At 70.1% G+C, this 15,853-nt stretch carries 13 protein-coding genes; 7 read left to right on the forward strand and 6 right to left on the reverse strand.

The window, feature by feature from the left end; genetic code table 11:
• Positions 1 to 152 precede the first annotated feature (152 nt).
• Together Pth03_RS20035 and Pth03_RS20040 are read left to right on the forward strand one after the other, a co-directional pair.
• Positions 153 to 524 (forward strand): phage holin family protein, encoded by a 372-nt coding sequence (locus tag Pth03_RS20035; RefSeq protein ID WP_203945853.1) that lies wholly within the window; start codon positions 153 to 155, stop codon positions 522 to 524.
• Complete coding sequence (locus Pth03_RS20040; protein ID WP_203945854.1) at positions 514 to 1,920, forward strand: aromatic amino acid lyase; 1,407 nt, start codon at positions 514 to 516, stop codon at positions 1,918 to 1,920. The genes Pth03_RS20035 and Pth03_RS20040 overlap by 11 nt, the downstream gene beginning before the upstream one ends.
• Here the strand turns inward: Pth03_RS20040 and Pth03_RS20045 are convergent.
• Positions 1,899 to 4,871 carry a helix-turn-helix transcriptional regulator gene (locus tag Pth03_RS20045; RefSeq protein ID WP_203945855.1) on the reverse strand — a complete coding sequence of 991 codons (2,973 nt, stop codon included), beginning with the start codon at positions 4,869 to 4,871 and terminating at the stop codon, positions 1,899 to 1,901. The two genes, Pth03_RS20040 and Pth03_RS20045, sit on opposite strands and share 22 nt — an antisense overlap.
• Positions 4,872 to 5,195: 324 nt before the next feature.
• On the opposite strand from Pth03_RS20045, the gene Pth03_RS20050 reads away from it, so the two are divergent.
• Complete coding sequence (locus Pth03_RS20050; RefSeq protein WP_203945856.1) at positions 5,196 to 5,723, forward strand: RICIN domain-containing protein; 528 nt, start codon at positions 5,196 to 5,198, stop codon at positions 5,721 to 5,723.
• Positions 5,724 to 5,828: 105 nt separating this feature from the next.
• On the opposite strand, the gene Pth03_RS20055 is transcribed toward Pth03_RS20050, so the two are convergent.
• Positions 5,829 to 6,821 carry a LacI family DNA-binding transcriptional regulator gene (locus Pth03_RS20055; protein WP_239119200.1) on the reverse strand — a complete coding sequence of 331 codons (993 nt, stop codon included), beginning with the start codon at positions 6,819 to 6,821 and terminating at the stop codon, positions 5,829 to 5,831.
• A 160-nt stretch (positions 6,822 to 6,981) separates the two neighbouring features.
• Here Pth03_RS20055 and Pth03_RS20060 point away from each other — a divergent pair, with 160 nt between their 5' ends.
• Both Pth03_RS20060 and Pth03_RS20065 read left to right on the forward strand, forming a co-directional pair.
• Complete coding sequence (locus Pth03_RS20060) at positions 6,982 to 7,869, forward strand: amidohydrolase family protein (RefSeq protein WP_203945857.1); 888 nt, start codon at positions 6,982 to 6,984, stop codon at positions 7,867 to 7,869.
• Entirely contained in the window at positions 7,866 to 8,405 is a 540-nt protein-coding gene (locus Pth03_RS20065; protein WP_203945858.1) for a cysteine dioxygenase, read from the forward strand. Before Pth03_RS20060 ends, Pth03_RS20065 begins: the two co-directional genes overlap by 4 nt.
• A 282-nt stretch (positions 8,406 to 8,687) precedes the next feature.
• Here Pth03_RS20065 and Pth03_RS20070 read toward each other — a convergent pair whose 3' ends face one another.
• Positions 8,688 to 9,410, reverse strand: coding sequence for a hypothetical protein (locus Pth03_RS20070; protein WP_203945859.1), 723 nt, complete (start codon positions 9,408 to 9,410; stop codon positions 8,688 to 8,690).
• Between the two features lie 54 nt (positions 9,411 to 9,464).
• Positions 9,465 to 10,688, reverse strand: coding sequence for an MFS transporter (locus Pth03_RS20075; RefSeq protein WP_203945860.1), 1,224 nt, complete (start codon positions 10,686 to 10,688; stop codon positions 9,465 to 9,467).
• A gap of 113 nt (positions 10,689 to 10,801) precedes the next feature.
• Between Pth03_RS20075 and Pth03_RS20080 the strand changes: the two genes are divergently transcribed.
• Positions 10,802 to 12,721 carry an ABC transporter ATP-binding protein gene (locus Pth03_RS20080; RefSeq protein WP_203945861.1) on the forward strand — a complete coding sequence of 640 codons (1,920 nt, stop codon included), beginning with the start codon at positions 10,802 to 10,804 and terminating at the stop codon, positions 12,719 to 12,721.
• On the opposite strand, the gene Pth03_RS20085 is transcribed toward Pth03_RS20080, so the two are convergent.
• Positions 12,722 to 13,372 (reverse strand): TetR/AcrR family transcriptional regulator, encoded by a 651-nt coding sequence (locus Pth03_RS20085; protein WP_203945862.1) that lies wholly within the window; start codon positions 13,370 to 13,372, stop codon positions 12,722 to 12,724. It abuts the gene before it with no gap.
• 83 nt (positions 13,373 to 13,455) lie between these two features.
• On the opposite strand from Pth03_RS20085, the gene Pth03_RS20090 reads away from it, so the two are divergent.
• Positions 13,456 to 14,745 carry a GH1 family beta-glucosidase gene (locus tag Pth03_RS20090; protein ID WP_203945863.1) on the forward strand — a complete coding sequence of 430 codons (1,290 nt, stop codon included), beginning with the start codon at positions 13,456 to 13,458 and terminating at the stop codon, positions 14,743 to 14,745.
• Between the two features lie 2 nt (positions 14,746 to 14,747).
• On the opposite strand, the gene Pth03_RS20095 is transcribed toward Pth03_RS20090, so the two are convergent.
• Positions 14,748 to 15,632 carry a coiled-coil domain-containing protein gene (locus tag Pth03_RS20095; RefSeq protein WP_203945864.1) on the reverse strand — a complete coding sequence of 295 codons (885 nt, stop codon included), beginning with the start codon at positions 15,630 to 15,632 and terminating at the stop codon, positions 14,748 to 14,750.
• Between the last annotated feature and the right edge of the window lie 221 nt (positions 15,633 to 15,853).

The raw sequence follows: 15,853 nt of genomic DNA on the forward strand, positions 1-15,853 counted from the left end.
CGCCGGACCACACGCGACCGCCATGCCCGAGACTGGGCTCATAAGGGGCGCAAGGGGCGACATGAAGTCTTGCCCGGCGGTATCGGGGCGAGCATGCTTATCCGTCGCAGAGGTTTGACACCCTTTTGTCCAACCATGGAAGGATCTCCCCGTTGAAGATCATCATTAAGATCTTGATCGTCGCCGGAGCTCTGTGGGTGTCCACGAAGCTCGTGGACGGCATCACGGTCACCACCGACACGGCCGCCAAGCAGGCGGGCACCCTCATCGCCGTCGCGCTGATCTTCGGAATCGTCAACGCGGTGCTCAAGCCGATCATCAAAACGGTCGGCTGCGCCTTCTACGTCCTGACGCTGGGCCTGTTCGCCCTCGTCGTCAACGCCCTCCTTCTGCTGCTCACGAGCTGGCTGGCCGACCAGGCCGACCTCCCGTTCCACGTCAGCGGCTTCCTGGCCGCCTTCTGGGGCGCGATCATCGTCGGCGTGGTCAGCTGGGCCCTGAACATGATCTTCGGTGACGACTGACATCACGCTCGACGGCACCACGCTGACCTGCGAACAGGTCCGCGTGGTCGCCCGCGGCCGGGCGCGGGTCGCGCTCGGCTCCACCGCGGCCGCCCAGGCCGCCTGGGAGGCCGCCTCCCGGCTGCAGGGCCCCGTGTACGGCCGGACCACCGGGGTCGGCGCCAACAAGGACGTGGCCCTGCCCGAGCAGGGGCTCGGCCTGCTCCGCAGCCACGCCGGTGGCGCGGGCCCCCTGGTGGACGACGAGCGTGCCCGGGCGATGCTGGTCGTCCGGCTCAACCAGCTCCTGCGCGGCGGGTCCGGCGCCGACCCCGGCCTCCTCCCCGCTCTCGCCGACACGATCAACGGCGGGTTCACTCCCCCGGTCCGCCTGTACGGAGCCATCGGCACCGGCGACCTCACCGCCCTGGCGACGGCGGCGCTCTGCCTGGCTGGTGAGATCCCGTGGCGGCGTGCCCCCTGGTCGCCGCCCGAGGAGCCGTCCTTCCCCGTGTCCGGGTCCGACGCCCTGCCGTTCATCAGCGCCAACGCGATGACCCTGGGCGACGCCGCGCTGGCGTGCGCGCAGCTGCGCCCGCTGCTCGACGCCTCCATCGGCGTCGCCGCCCAGTCGTGGCGGGCCGTCGACGCCTCCGGCGAACCCCTCGAGCAGCCCGTCCAGGACGCGCGGCGTCACCCCGGCCAGGCGCGGGTGGCCACGCGCCTGCGCCGCCTCCTCGTGCCCGGCCCGTCCTCCCCACGCCTTCAGGACCCGTACGGCTACCGCGCGCTGCCGCAGGTGCACGGCGCCGCCTTCGACGCGCTCGACACGGCCGAGCACGCCGTCACCACCGACATGAACTCCGCTGCCGAGAATCCGCTCATCGCGGGCGGCCGGGCCTGGCACAACGGCAACTTCCACACCGCCCCCGTGGCCCTGGCCCTCGACGGCCTGCGCGCCGCGCTCGTGCAGACGGCGTCGTTGTCGACCGCGCGGCTCGCGACGCTGATGGAGCCCGCCTACACCGGCCTGGTGCCCTTCCTCGCCGAGCGGCCCGGGGCGTCGGGCGCGCTCATCCTCGAATACGTCGCCTACGACGCCCTGGCGACGCTGCGGCACCTGGCCGCCCCCGTGACCCTCGGCGGGGCCGTGTTGTCGCGCAGCGTCGAGGACCACGCCGGATTCGGCACCCAGGCCGCCCGGGCCTGCCTCGCGGCGCGGGAGCCGTACGAGATCGTGCTGGCCTGCGAGCTGGTGGCCGCCGTGCGGGCACGGCGGCAGCGCGGCATCGCGATCGAGCCGCCCCTCGACGTGCTCGACGGGCGTTTGGAGGACCGCTCACTGGAGGCCGACATCGAGGCCGCCCGTGCCGCGCTCCCCTCCTTGGCCGCGGATCAGCCCAAGCCGAGCCGGTGAGCTATCGCCGCGGCTTCCATGCGGTTGGCCGCACCGAGTTTGGCGAGGATGTTGGACACGTGGACACTTGCGGTCTTGTCGCTGATGAACAGAGCCTGGGCGATCTGCCGGTTGGTGTGCCCGGTGGTCACCAGAGCGAGCACCTCCCGTTCGCGAGGGGTGAGGCCGAAGTCGCCGCCGGGCTCGGCACGCTCTGCGACGGCCTCGGTCGCGCCGGGCGGGCCCTCCAGGGAGACGCGGGCACGGCGGGCCAGATCTTCGATCTCCTGAACAAGGAGGCGAGCTCCCAGCTCGCTCGCCGTCGTCCAGCTGCGCCGGAGCACCTCCTCCGCCGTCGCCCGCGCGGTGCCCGTGGCGAGCAGCGCCTCGCCATGCCGCCACTGCGCGTAGGCCGTCTCATGGGGGCAGCTCAGGCGCTGCCAGGCATCCGCCGCCTCGGCCCAGCGATCCGGGTCGCCGGCTCCCTCGACCCTGGTCCATTCCGCCTCCGAGGTCGCCAGTCTGGCCTGCGCCAGCGGTATGGCCGAAGCCTGGGCGCCGGCGGCGCGCGCTCGATCGAGAAGGTCCCACGCGATACCGCGTGACATGGCGTACTCGTCGGCGGCCCGCAGTGCCAGCGTCCTCTCCGCGATCGCGGCTTCCACCGCCAGACCCGCCTGGCACACCTCGAAGATCAGAAAACCGCCGTCGTCGTCCGCGAGCGCCGCGACCCCGTCGGCGACCGCCGCCCGCGCCTCATCAAGGTGTCCGTCCCACATGGCGATGAGGGCCGTACGCGCGAGCTGCGGGGCGGCGTACTGCGGATCCAACGGGAGCGGAACGTTCTTGAGAAGTGCCGAGAGGTCCTCCCGGGCTCCGGCCAGGTCCCCGCGGTGCAGGTGATACAAGGCACGAGTCTGCAGGGGAACGGGCGCCCAGGCATTCGGAGGGTCGAGCTCGAAGACCTCCTCCAGCATCGGGAGCGCCTCCTCCCAACGCCCCAGGAAGACCAACGCCTCCGCCACGTTGCCCAGCCCCGCCCGGCCGTAGGTGCGCATCGCCCCGAACCGGCTGGCCAGCCGATAGCACTCCAGACTGACCTCCGCGGCTTCCTCCCAGAGGCCGTACATCGTCAGGGACCCACCGAAGTTCAACCGTGCCCGGCACATGTCGTCGATGCTGCCGACCTCTTCGGCGATCCGGAAAGCCTCCTCGAAGTGCTCTCTCGCCGGCTCCAACCGGCCCAGCAACCCCAGCGAGGTCGCCAGGCTCGTCAGGGCGTGCCCCTCCTCGGCCCGGGCTCCGACCTGGCGCGCGACGGCGATGGCCTCTTCGCAGGACTCCGAGGCCTGGCGGTGACGGGCCATCAGCATCAGCAACTGCCCGCGGGCCGCGAGCGCGCGAGCCCGTTCCCGGGAAGGCGGCTGGGCCGGGAGTGCGCTCACCGCCTGCTCGATCGTCGTCAGCGCCTTCGCGCTGTCACCGGCCATCCAGTGGTAGCGCGCCAGCCGCTCCAGTAGCGCGCCGGTTCGCAGAGGATCACGCGCCGCGCCGGGGTCCGCGAGCGCCGTCTCGGCCAGGGCGATCGCCTGGTCATGCTCCCCGATCAGGTACGCCGCCTCAGCCGCCCGCTGGAGCAGAGTCACCCGATCGAGCGGGCTCCGCGCCGCCGACTGCGGCGCCCGGTTCCACAGTTCCACCGCCCGCTCGTAATGCCGCTGAGCTTCGGCGAGGGCATAGGCGGCCTCCGCCGCCTGGCCCGCCTCCACACAGGCCAGCAGCGCCGCCCCAAGGTCGTGCGCGGCATACCAGTGATAGGCCAGCTGTCCCAGTTCGGCGGCCGTCGCGGCGCCCGCCCTGGCTTCCACACGGTCCGACAGGGCCCGGGCATAGGCCCCGTGTAACGGTCCACGTTCGGCCGGCAGCAGGTCGTCGTAGATGGCCTCCTGCACCAGCGCGTGCCGGAAGGCGTAGGACTCGCTGCCCTCCTCGGCCGTCAGCACGTGCCGGGCGACGGCCTCGCGTAACACCCCGATGAGCTCCTCCACCGACTGCGCGGACACCGCGGCCAGCACATGGTGGTCGACCCGGCGCCCGGCCACCGCCGCCACCTGCAGCACCCGCTGCGCCGGCTCGGACAACGCCTCCACCCGGGCCAGAACCACGTCCCGCACAGCGGTCGGAAGCGCCGTGCCCTCCCAGCGCGCGGCCAGCAGTTCCTCCACGAAGAACGGGTTTCCCGCCGACCGCTCGTGGATCTCGGCCACCGTCGCGGCCGACGGCCGCTCCCGGGTGATCTCGGCCAGCAACCCGGCCACGTCCCGCCGGCCCAGGGAGCCCAGCTGCAGGCGCTCGATCCGATCGCTGCGCCCCAGCTCCGCCAGGAACGGCCGCAAGGGGTGGCGGCGGTGGAGGTCGTCGCTCCGGTAGGTCAGCACCGTACACACCCCGGCACGCAGGTTCCTGACCAGGAAACCCAGGAGATCACGGGTCGACTGGTCGGCCCAGTGCAGGTCCTCCGCGATCAGCAGGACCGGCCGGCGCTCGGCCAGCCGGTGCAGCACTCCCAACAGCAGCTCGAACAACCGGGCCGGTGCCACCGGGTCAGACCCCACCGCCGGTGTGCCCAGCTCGGGCACCAGCCGCGCGAGTTCGTCGCGCGCGCCGCCCAGGACGCGCTCCAGCTCGTCCTCGTCCAGCATCGCGGCCAGGGAGCGCGTCGCCTCGACCACCGGGGCGTAGGCGAGTACGCCGTCACCGACGTCCAGGCAGCCTCCCATCAGCGTGATCGCCCCGATCTGCCGAGCCTGGCCGCTCAACTCGGTCACCAGGCGGGTCTTTCCGACCCCCGCCTCACCGGCCACGATCACCGCCGACGGCTTTCCGGCTACGGCCCGCTCCAAAGCGGCCCGCAAGCTGGCCACTTCCGCGGCGCGACCGACGAGCACCGGACTGGACAATCGCTCCGTCACATCGCGATCATCGCGTAAGGCCCCCTTATCAACAAGCGACCCCGGACCACAGAGCCACGGCCGGCCGCCGGGGACATGCGGGCCCCACCGGACGCGTGACGGTGTTCGGCCAGGTCAGCGCCGCAGGTGACGGCCAGGCAGCCCCCATCAGGTGGCAGAGGCCGGGCGTCGTGCCGTACGGCTCGGGCGCCTCCACGGCCGGCGAATCTAAGGCACTCATATAGGACGAACGCCTAAGGCTCCGCGCCCCCCTTAGTCCGTAGCGTTCCCTTCGCCGGTCCGGATCACCACCGCACGGCCACGGACGTAGAAGCGGAGAAAGCAATGTCCAGGATCCCCCTCACACTGAAGAAGATCACGATGACCCTCGCCGTCGGCGCCCTGGCGGCCGCCGGCCTGCTCGCCGTCTCCCCGGGAGCCGCCCAAGCCGCCAGCGGCTTCACCGCCCGTCTCGCCCCCATTTCCAACCAGCTGATGTTCCTGGACGTCAGCGGCGGATCGACCTCCGACGGCGCCAAGATCATCCAGTGGACTCTGAGCGGCAGCAACCAGGGGTGGTACTTCAAGCCGGTCGGGGACAACTACCAGATCGTCAACGTGAAGAGCGGGAAGTGCATCACCTCCGACGGCGTCGCGGGCGACCAGCTCTACCAGTGGGTCTGCACCTCTGACACCAGCCAGCTGTGGAGCACCGGCCTGACCCCGAGCGACCTCCACGTCCATTCGATCCGGAACGTCAAGTCGGGCCTGTACATGGACGTCAGCGGCGGCAGCACGTCCCGGGGGGCGGCCATCGACACCTGGTACTGGAACGGTGGAGAGCACCAGTACTTCGCCGGCCTGGTCTACTAGACCCGGCTCGCTTCCCAGGGGACCGGGAAGCACGCCGCGCGACGGCGCCGGCGAAACCGAGGAGATCGCCCGCTCACCCGCAGGTGAGCGGGCGCTTTTCGTCGGTCAGACCGAGGTCCGTTCGCACAGGTCGGGAGCCTGGACGATGCGACGGCGGCGGATCTTGTCGTCGGAGCCGCCGGACGCGGCGACCACGAGCCGGACGGCGGCGCGGACGATGCCGTCGAGGTCCCAGTTGACGGTGGTCAGCCCGAGGAGCTCCGACATCGGATGGTCGTCGTAGCCCATGACGGCGACGTCTCCGGGCACCGACAGCCCCAGTTCGGCGGCGGCCTTGTAGACGCCGTAGGCGATGGAGTCGGAGAAGCAGAACACGGCGGTGGGCCGGGCGGGGCCCGACAACATCGCGGTCGCGACGCCCGCCGAATCGGCCAGCCCCTGCCCCGCGGTCTTCACCGCGATGTCCAGGCCGAGTCTTTCGGCCTCCGCGATGACGTGCTGATCCGCCGGGCGGTCGGGGGTGCTCGGCCGGGTCGGGGTGAGCACGGCGATCGACCGGTGGCCCTTGTCCTTCAGATATTCGAGGGCCATCGTGACCCCGCGCCGGTTGTCGAAGACCACCTCGGCGGCGGTGTCCCCGTGGAGCAGCGCGTCGCCGATGGCCACGACGGGCAGCGAGTCGGCCAGGTCGGCCCAGAACAGCGCCGCAGGGTCGACCGGCTGGACGATCAGCCCGTCGACCCGCTGGTCCCTGAGCTGCAGGGCGAGCGTGCGCTCCCTGGCCGGGTCGCCGGCGGCGTCGAGGATGAGCGCGTAGCGGTCCTTGTTGCGCAGTGCCCGGCCGATGCCGACGGCGAGCGACTGCTGCCACAGGTCCTCGAGCGAGCCGCAGAGCAGGCCGATCATGCCCGTCCTGCCGCTTGCCAGGGCCCTGGCGATCGGGTCGGCCTCATATCCCAGCTCGGCCGCGGCCTGCCGTACCCGCAGGATGGTCTCCTCCGACACCTGCATGCCGCGCAGGGCATAGCTCACCGCCGCGGGTGACAGGCCGGTCGCCTGCGCCACCTCGCGAATCGTCGCACGCTTGCGCTGAGCCACGCCGTAACCCTATGCCGGACTGGGGCTCCCGTCTTGACACCTTACGAGGTGAAGCGTTTCACTGAAACGGATCAGTGAAGCGCTTCAGTGCCTTGACATCGTCATTCCCCATCGATTACATGTATTATCAGTCGGGAATTGGGGCAACGAGGAGGTGGCAATGATCGACGTGCATCAGCACCTGTGGACGCCGTCGTTCCTCGATGCCCTGCGCCGCCGGGACCGGCCGCCGTTCCTCGACGACTGGACCCTCGTCCTCGACGGCGAGGCGCCGTACGAGGTCGACCCGAGCGTCCACGACCTGGACTCGCGGCTCAAGCAGAACGCCGAGCTCGACCTCGCGCTCGTCTCCCTGTCGAGCCCGCTCGGGATCGAGCACCTGCCCGCCGCCGAGGCGTGGCCGCTGATCGACGCCTACCACGCGGGGGCGCGCGATCTGCCCGCGCCGTTCGGAGCATGGGCCGCCGCCCCGGTGACCGACATCGACCCCGTACGGCTCTCGCAGACCCTGGACCAGGGGTTCGCCGGGCTCCAATTGCCGGCCACGGCGCTCCAGGGGGCCGGCGGATTCGCGGCCGTGGCGCCGTTACTGGACGTTTTGGAGGAGCGCGGGCTGCCGCTGTTCGTCCATCCCGGGCCGGCCGCAGCGGCCGAGGGCCCCGTCTGGTGGGCCGCGGTCGTTCCGTACGTGCAGCAGATGCACGCCTCGTGGTACGCCTTCCAGGCCTTCGGCCGGCCCAGGCACCCGCACCTCAAGATCTGCTTCGCCCTGCTGGCCGGGCTGGCTCCCCTCCACTCGGAGCGACAGATCAACCGGGGAGGCTCCGGCCGGGGCCTCGTCGACTCGGCCGTGTTCGTCGAGACCTCCTCCTACGGACCACGCGCCATCGACGCCGTGGTCAGGGAGCTCGGCATCGACGTCGTCGTGAACGGCTCGGACCTTCCGTACGCGGAGGCCCCGAACCCGGACTTCGGCGACGCCGCCGTCCACGCCATCCGCGTGGCCAATCCCCACCGCTTGTTGAAACGAAAGGAGTCGCAGTCATGAGCACCCCCACCGTCCAGGTCGCCGAGAGCTGTGTTCCCTTCGACACGCTCCCGGCCCGCGCGCTCGACAGACGCGAGCTGTCCGAGCTGGTGAACGAGCTGGCCGCGCAACCCGATCTCTGGCAGGAGCACCTGAACTTCGAGGGCGCCGAGGACGGCGGCCGGCATTACGCCTCGCTCTACCGCGACTCCTATGTGGACGTGTGGCTGCTGTGCTGGCGCCCCGAGGACGACACGGGCTGGCACGACCACGACATCTCGTCGGGCGCCGTCCGGGTGGTCTCGGGCGAGCTGAAGGAGTGCAACCCCCGGATCGGTGGTGAGCATCTGGAGGTCTCGGTGAGCGAGGGCGACTCGTTCTCGTTCGGACCCGACCACATCCACCGGCTGACCGGGGCACGGCACGGCAGCGTGTCGATCCACGCCTACTCCCCTCCCCTGTGGCGCCTGGGGCAGTACTCGATCAGCGGTGATGGAATGATGCGCCGCCAGTCGGTCAGCTACGCCGACGAACTCCGCCCCCTCGACCCCGCCTGACCCCCCATTTTTTGGCCGTGATCATGCAGAAGTTCGGGATCATGCCTGCTGACCTGCGTGAACCCTTAACGTGATCATGCAGAAGTTCGGCGATTCAGCCGTTGAGCTGCGCAAATACAAATCGTGATCATGCACGTGGCGTTCCCCGCGACCGGCGAGCGTCTGCATGATCACCAAAAGCGTCTGCGCAGGTGGGCGCCGGTTTCGGCGAGGTTCTGCATGATCACGATTCGCGTAAGGCCAGGTCAATGACGGTTTCCGCGAAGATCTGCATGATCACGCCTATAGGTCGGGGATGCAGCAGGTGGTGCAGGGGTCGTCGGGGTGAATGGTGACCCATAGGCAGCAGGTGCGGCGGCGGTAGCCCGCCCCGTGGGGCTCGACCAGGCCGTCGACCGGAGAGCCGATCTCGGCGAGAAGCCCCGCCGCCTGCTCATAACTCCCGAGGTCCAGCAGCGGGCCGACGAAGGCCTCAGCCGTCGAGCCCCACAGCGTGCGCTCCCCCACCCTTGCCAGGGCGCCCAGCGCGTGGATGACGGGCCTCTGTCCGTCGAGCAGCGCCTCCCTGATCGCCGCGCCGAGGCTCCCGACGGTCACCGTGCCGGGCCGGCCCTCCAGCGGGTCGCCGGGCAGGACGGCGACGGTGACCTTCTCCGCCGCGATGGTGACCCCGGCTTCCGACGAGCGGACCAGGGTGTCCTCGATGCGCATCAGGGGCACCCGCCGGCCGAGCCCCCAGCCGAGGGCCATCGGCAGTGTGTGCCAGTAGCCGTAGGTCTTCCACAACAACGCCGCCCCCACGTGGCGCGGCGCGCCCCAGCGCTCGGCCGTCTCCCGCACGAGGCCGTCCAACTCCTCGTACGGCTCCCGCACCAGATCGGTGACTCGGGTCCACCCCTCGGATTCCGAGGTGACGAGCCCGGGGAGCACCCCGATGACGCCGTCACGCTCGGCGGCGAGGCCTTCGAGGGCCTCGACGGTCGAGGCGAGGGCGCCAGAGAGCACGACTCCTCCAGCGAGTCACAAATTAGGCAAGGCTTACCTAAAGCATAGCCTGGCTCACGGCCCGGGGCTGCGCGGCGACGGCGTGGCCTCGGCCACGGCGTGCTCCCCAGCGATCGAGCCGAGCGGACCGGGGTAACCGGCCCTCACGCCGAAGCCGAGCTGGAGCACGCACAGGCCGAGGCCGGCGAGAAGCGGCACGGTCCAGCCGCCGGAGAACTGGTGGATCAGCCCGATCGCGGCGGGCCCCAGGGCTGCCAGGGTGTAGCCGGCCGACTGGGCGACGGCGGAAAGGGCCGTCACCGAGGCGGGGTCGGGGGCGCGCAGGGTGATGATGAGCAGCGCGAGCGCGATGGAGGCGCCCTGCCCGATGCCGAGCACGATCATCCACAACCACGGGAGCGTGGCCGGGGCGATCAGGACGGCGGCGTATCCCACCATGGTCAGCACGGCGGCCGCCGCCACATGCGGAGCCTGCGACCTGGCCCTTCCCGCGTGAATGGGCACGGTGAGCGTCGCCCCGATCTGGGCCAGGTTGGTGAGACCGAGGAGGTATCCCGCCTTCTCCGCGGACAGCCCGGCGTCCTGGAAGATCGTCGGCAGCCAGGCGAGCATGACGTAGAAGGTCAGGGACTGCAGCCCCATGAACGCCGTCACGACCCATGTCGTGCGGCGTCGCAGAAGGGCGCGATATCGCCCGCGGCGGGCGCTCGCCCCGCCACGCGACACCGGACGGAAGGCCTGCGGGGCCCACACGAGCGCCCCCACGAGCGCGAGCACGGCCGCCGAGGCCGCCGCCGTCCGCCAGCCCCACTCGCGGGCGAGCGGCACCATGGCCGACGACGCGACCGCCGCACCTGCCACCAGGCAGGAGACGTAGATCCCGGTGACGACCCCCACCCGGGCGGGGAAGTGCTGCTTGACGAGGCCGGGCATGGCGACGTTCATGACGGCGATGGCCGCACCGGCGAGGGCGGCTCCGCCGTACAGGCCGGCGAGGCCGTCGGAGCTGCGCACGAGCACACCGGCGGCGAGGAGGAGCAGACCGACGAGCAGGGTGCGGTCGAGGCCGAGCCGGGCGGACAGGGCGGGGGCCAGCGGCCCGAGCAGTCCAAGGCACAACACCATGACCGTGGTGATCGCTCCGCCCGCCGCGGGGGTGAGCCCGAGGTCTCCCATGATGTCGGTGAGCAAGGGGGACACGCCTGCGAGCGCCGGCCGGAGGTTCCAGGCGGCCAAGAGGAACCCCGCCAACAGCACTATTCGCCCCCGATTGCCCATGATGCACCATAACCACACCAAAGCCCCGCCGGTGCCTGTGAGCCCGAGTCCGGTCGTGCCCGCTCACCGGAACGGCCATGGGAATTGTCGGAGGGGCCGTTCACACTGCAGCCATGGCGGTCACTTCACGGGACGATCAACAGGATGGTCAGCACGACGATCAGGAAGACGACTCGATAGCCCTCGCCGACGTCGAGTCGCCCGAATGGTTCAGGCACAGCGACGCGATGATCGGGCTGGGGTTCCTCACGATGGCCCGCCGGCTCCCCGGCCTGATCCGGCAGGCGCTCGGCATGGCATGGAGGGCGAGCCCGCGCGACACCTTGGCCACAATCGCGCTGAGCCTGCTGGGCGGGGTGTTCACCGCCTTCGGGTTGCTCGCCACGACCGGCGTGCTGACCGCGTTGTTCGAGGCGGGCCCCACGCCCGACCGGGTGAGGGCGGCACTGCCCAGTCTGCTCCTGGTCGGTGCGGCGGCGACTGTGCGCACCGTGCTGCAGGCGGGGGCGGGGTGGGCTCAGGCACGGCTTGGCCCGCAGGTACGCAGAATCGCCGAGCAACGGCTCTACGAGCTGACCAGCCAGGTCGACCTCGTCAGCTTCGACGACCCCGACTTCCACGACTCGCTCCAGCGGGCACAGGCGCGGGGCATGCAGATGGCCGGCACCGTCGTCTACACGGCGATCGACACGATCAGCGGTGTCGTCGGCATCGTCGCGGCCGCCGGTGTGCTCGGCGTGCTGCATCCGCTGCTGCTGCCGCTGCTCCTGCTGGCGGTCCTGCCCGACGCGTGGGCGGCCGTCCGCTCGGCGCGCATGGGCTACGCCATCGACCTGCGGCTCGTGCCCGCGAGGCGCCGCAAGTGGATCGTCTCGGACCTGATGGCCGACAAGGACACCGCGGCCGAGGTGCGCACCTTCACGATGCGCGGGTTCCTGCTCCGCATGTATGACAGCCTCGCCCAGTCCGAGCAGGGGGTGCTGCTCGGCCTGGCCCGCCGGCAGACCTACACCCGGATCGTGGGCGAAGCGCTCGGTGGCGTCGGCCAGGCGGCCGTCTACGTGGCACTCGGCGTGCTGCTGGCCGTCGCGGCGGTGCCCCTCGCGGTCGCCGGCACCGCGGTCCTCGCCATCCGCTCCGCGCAGGCCTCGCTGGCCAACTTCATGTACGCGACCAACCGGCTGTACGAGGAAGGGCTGTACTTCACCGACTACCTCGAATTCCTCGCCGAAGCCGAGACCCGCGTCGCCGCGGACCGCACAGGGAAGGCACCGGCCGGCTTCGAGCAGATCACGGCCGAAGACGTCACCTTCACCTATCCGGGGGCGGAGAAACCCGCCCTCGTGGGCGTCTCCGTCCGCATCGACAAGGGTGAGGTGGTGGCGCTCGTCGGCGAGAACGGCTCGGGCAAGACGACCCTGGCCAAGATCCTCGCCGGGCTCTACGACCCGGACGGCGGCCGGATCACCTGGGACTCCACCGACCTGCGCGGGGTCGCCCCGCACCTGCTCAGGCACAACATCGCGGTCATCGCCCAGGACCACACCCGATGGCCGCTGACCGCCCGCCACAACATCACGATGGGCATGGAGAAGGGCGAGGAGGCCGTGGTCCAAGCCGCCGAGGTCGCGGGCGCCGACGAGGTGATCGCCGAGTTGCCGTACGGTTACCGCACCCTCCTCGACCGCCGTTTCAAGGACGGCCAGGAACTGTCGGGAGGCCAGTGGCAGCGGATCGCCGTGGCGCGCGGGTTCTACCGGGACGCGCCCCTGCTGATCTGCGACGAGCCGACCGCCGCCCTCGACGCCCGGGCCGAGCATGCGCTCTTCGAGCGGATCAGGCGCCACGCCGACGGCCGGACCGTCGTGCTGATCACCCATCGGCTGGCGAGCGTGCGCTACGCCGACCGGATCTACGTGCTCGACCACGGAAAGGTCGTGGAGCAGGGCACCCACGCCGAGCTCATCACGGTCGACGGCCTCTACGCCGACCTCTACAACCTCCAGGCCCGGGCCTACCAGTCCTCTTCGTGATCACGAGAGATGGTCGGCCAGATAACGCCGGACCAGCCGCTTGCATTCGGCGATCAGTTCGGGGTCGCCGTCCGGATGCGCGCGGAAGGCCAGTTTCAGCACCGCGTCGGCCGCCTCGACCGCCACCAGGAAGGCGCGGGCCATCCCATCGGCCGCCGGCAGGCCGAGCAGATCGGCGATGAGGGAGCGCAAGCGCGCCGCCACCACGACGTTGTTCTCCAGAGCCGCGTCGAGCATGCGCTGCGTTCCCGGTACGGCGGGGCCGCCGGGCGTCGCCACCACCTCGCCGAAATCGACCACCCCGAAACCGGGCGTCGTGCGTTTCATGTCCACGAACTCGTCGATGCCGAGGTCCACCGCGTCGCCCCAGCCGGACGGCGACGCGGCGGCGAGCCGGCTGGTCACCCGGTCGAGGAAGGCGTCGAGGTTGCGCTGGGCGAGCGCCTTCACGAGCCCTTGCTTGTCGGAGAAGAACTGGTAGAACGTGCCGATCGGCACCTCGGCCCGCCGCGCGACCTCCTTGGTCGTCAGCGCGTCGTAGCCGACCTCGTCGAGAAGCCGGGCGCATTCGTCCAGCATGCGCTCGACCCGCTCCTGGCTGCGCCGCTGCGCGGGCCGACGGCGCAGCGTCCCACCCGTGGCGTCCGTCATTCCGCTATTGTCACCCCGCTCGGCGACTGGCAGATTAACATGAGCTTCACTCACGTCATGGGCCCGGCGCACAGGAGACGGCGATGTTCCTCTGGGGTACGGCTACCGCGTCCTACCAGATAGAAGGAGCCGCCCATGAGGACGGCAAGGGCCCGTCGATCTGGGACACCTTCACCCACGAGCCCGGCCGCATCCGCGACGGGCACACCGGTGACGTGGCCTGCGACCACTACCACCGCTGGCCGGAGGACGTGGCGCTCATCAAGGACGCGGGGCTGAACGCCTACCGGTTCTCGATCGCCTGGCCCCGCGTGCTGCCGACCGGCCGCGGCCCCGTCAATCAGGCGGGGCTCGACTTCTACGACCGACTGGTCGACGCGCTGTGCGAGCAGGGCATCGTCCCCGCGCCCACGCTCTTCCACTGGGATCTCCCGCAGGCTCTGGAAGAAGAAGGCGGCTGGCTCAATCGCGACACATCCGCTTACTTCGCGGACTACGCCGCCGTCGTCGCCGACCGGTTGTCGGACCGGGTCAAGATGTGGATCACCCTCAACGAGCCCTTCATCCACATGGTGTTCGGGTACGCCCTGGGCATCCACGCCCCCGGCAAGGCCCTCTTCCTCGACGCGCTCCCGGCGGCCCATCACCAGTTGCTCGGGCACGGCCTGGCCGTACAGGCTCTGCGCGGCCACGGCGCCGAGCAGGTGCTCATCACCAACAACTGCACGCCGGTGTGGCCCGCCTCCGGCTCCGCCGAGGATCTGGCCGCTGCCGACGCCTACGACACCCTGCACAACCGGCTGTTCAACGACCCGCTCTTCCTGGGCACATATCCCGATTTTTCGGCGTACGGCATGGGGAGTCTGGATTTCGTCCGCGCTGGAGATCTGGAGACGATCGCCCAGCCCCTCGACGGCCTGGGGATCAACTACTACAACCCCACCCGGATCTCCGGGCCGGGAGGCGGCGCCGGCCTGCCGTTCGAGGACGCCGGCATCACCGGTTATCCCACGACGGCGTTCGGCTGGCCGGTGGTGCCCGACGGCCTGAGGGAGTTGCTGGTGACCCTCAAATCGCGGTACGGCACGGCCCTCCCGCCGATCTACATCACCGAGAACGGCTGCTCCTACGACGGGGTCGACGACCAGGAGCGGATCACGTTCCTCGACGGCCACATCGCGGCCCTGCGCCAGGCGCAGGCCGAGGGCGTGGACGTCCGGGGCTATTTCGTGTGGTCGCTGCTCGACAACTTCGAATGGGCCGAGGGCTACAGCCAGCGATTCGGGCTCGTGCACGTGGACTTCGACACCCAGAAGCGCACGCCGAAGGCGTCCTACCGCTGGCTCAAAGAGTTCCTCGCGCAACAGGGCTGAGCTCAGAGCACCGACACGTGCACGTGGTCGTAGTGGTTGGCGGTGATGCCGCCGCGGTCCTCCATCGGCTGCCAACCGCCTCCGGTGCGCATGTCGTAGATGCGCTGCCGCCAGATGACGTACATGATCCCGTACTTGCCGGCGTTGTCGATGCACCACTGGGCCACGGCGTCGCCGCGCTCCTGGGCCACGGCGTCAGGCATGCGCCCGCCCGAGCTCATCATGAAGTCGCAGGCGCGGCCCTTGCCGTGCTCACCGGGGTCGCCCACCCGCAGGCAGCCGACGCTGAACGGCATGGGGAAGACCGCCATAATGGCGGCCCGGACGTTGATCATGCGGCTGGTCAGGCCTGACGACGATCCCGGCTTCTGGATGCCGAACTTGGCGATGCGCCGCTCAACGTCACGCTGCTTCGCCTGCAATTCCTTGATGCGCTCGCGGAGCTCGCGAATCTTGACGCCGACGTTCTTCGTCGCCTTCGTGTGCTCCTCGAGCAACGATTTGACGTTGTTGAGCTGCTCGGCGCGCAGGTCGGACAGATACTCCATCGTCGAATACGTGCCGAGGTCGACGCGCATGCTGAATAACTGCGAGTCGTCGATCCCGCCGCCCATGTACGACATCTGGGCGAACTCCACGACCTGCCGCTGTGCCGTACGAAGATCGTTTTGGAGTTTCTTCGCGCGCGAGGAGGCCTTGCCGGCGGAGTCGCGCGCGTCGTCGAGGCTGGCGATCTCGCCGCGGTAGGCCTTCTCCAGAGCGGCTGCCTGCTTGGTGAGCTGGCTCAGCGTGGCCTGCTCATCCGGCGCGGCCTCCGACGGCACCGCGAACGTCACGAGAAGCGCGGTGGTGACCACCGCCAGCCCAGCCCAGCGCCCCGCTCGCACACGGCCTCCATTCCTATTCGGACAGAAACTATAGAAGACGATCTTTGTGTCTGCTACCGGAACGGGAGAAACTCATGCCTCATTAGTGAGGAATAAGCCCATTTTTCATCGAATCGTCGGATTCGCGATTGGCGTGGTCGTGACTATTTCGAGACTTACACGAGTCCCGACATGACTTGCGGGAGCGCTGACCACAGGCGAGATTTCGGGAGATCCTTTCC

Source organism: Planotetraspora thailandica (assembly GCF_016863335.1).
Lineage (GTDB): Bacteria > Actinomycetota > Actinomycetes > Streptosporangiales > Streptosporangiaceae > Planotetraspora > Planotetraspora thailandica.

Bases quoted from the DNA above. Each gene is read 5' to 3' on its own strand.
- Pth03_RS20085 (WP_203945862.1), bottom strand. From the start codon at position 13,372: ATGACGGACGCCACGGGTGGGACGCTGCGCCGTCGGCCCGCGCAGCGG.
- Pth03_RS20065 (WP_203945858.1), top strand. From the start codon at position 7,866: ATGAGCACCCCCACCGTCCAGGTCGCCGAGAGCTGTGTTCCCTTCGAC.
- Pth03_RS20075 (WP_203945860.1), bottom strand. From the start codon at position 10,688: ATGGGCAATCGGGGGCGAATAGTGCTGTTGGCGGGGTTCCTCTTGGCC.
- Pth03_RS20050 (WP_203945856.1), top strand. From the start codon at position 5,196: ATGTCCAGGATCCCCCTCACACTGAAGAAGATCACGATGACCCTCGCC.
- Pth03_RS20090 (WP_203945863.1), top strand. From the start codon at position 13,456: ATGTTCCTCTGGGGTACGGCTACCGCGTCCTACCAGATAGAAGGAGCC.
- Pth03_RS20080 (WP_203945861.1), top strand. From the start codon at position 10,802: ATGGCGGTCACTTCACGGGACGATCAACAGGATGGTCAGCACGACGAT.
- Pth03_RS20060 (WP_203945857.1), top strand. From the start codon at position 6,982: ATGATCGACGTGCATCAGCACCTGTGGACGCCGTCGTTCCTCGATGCC.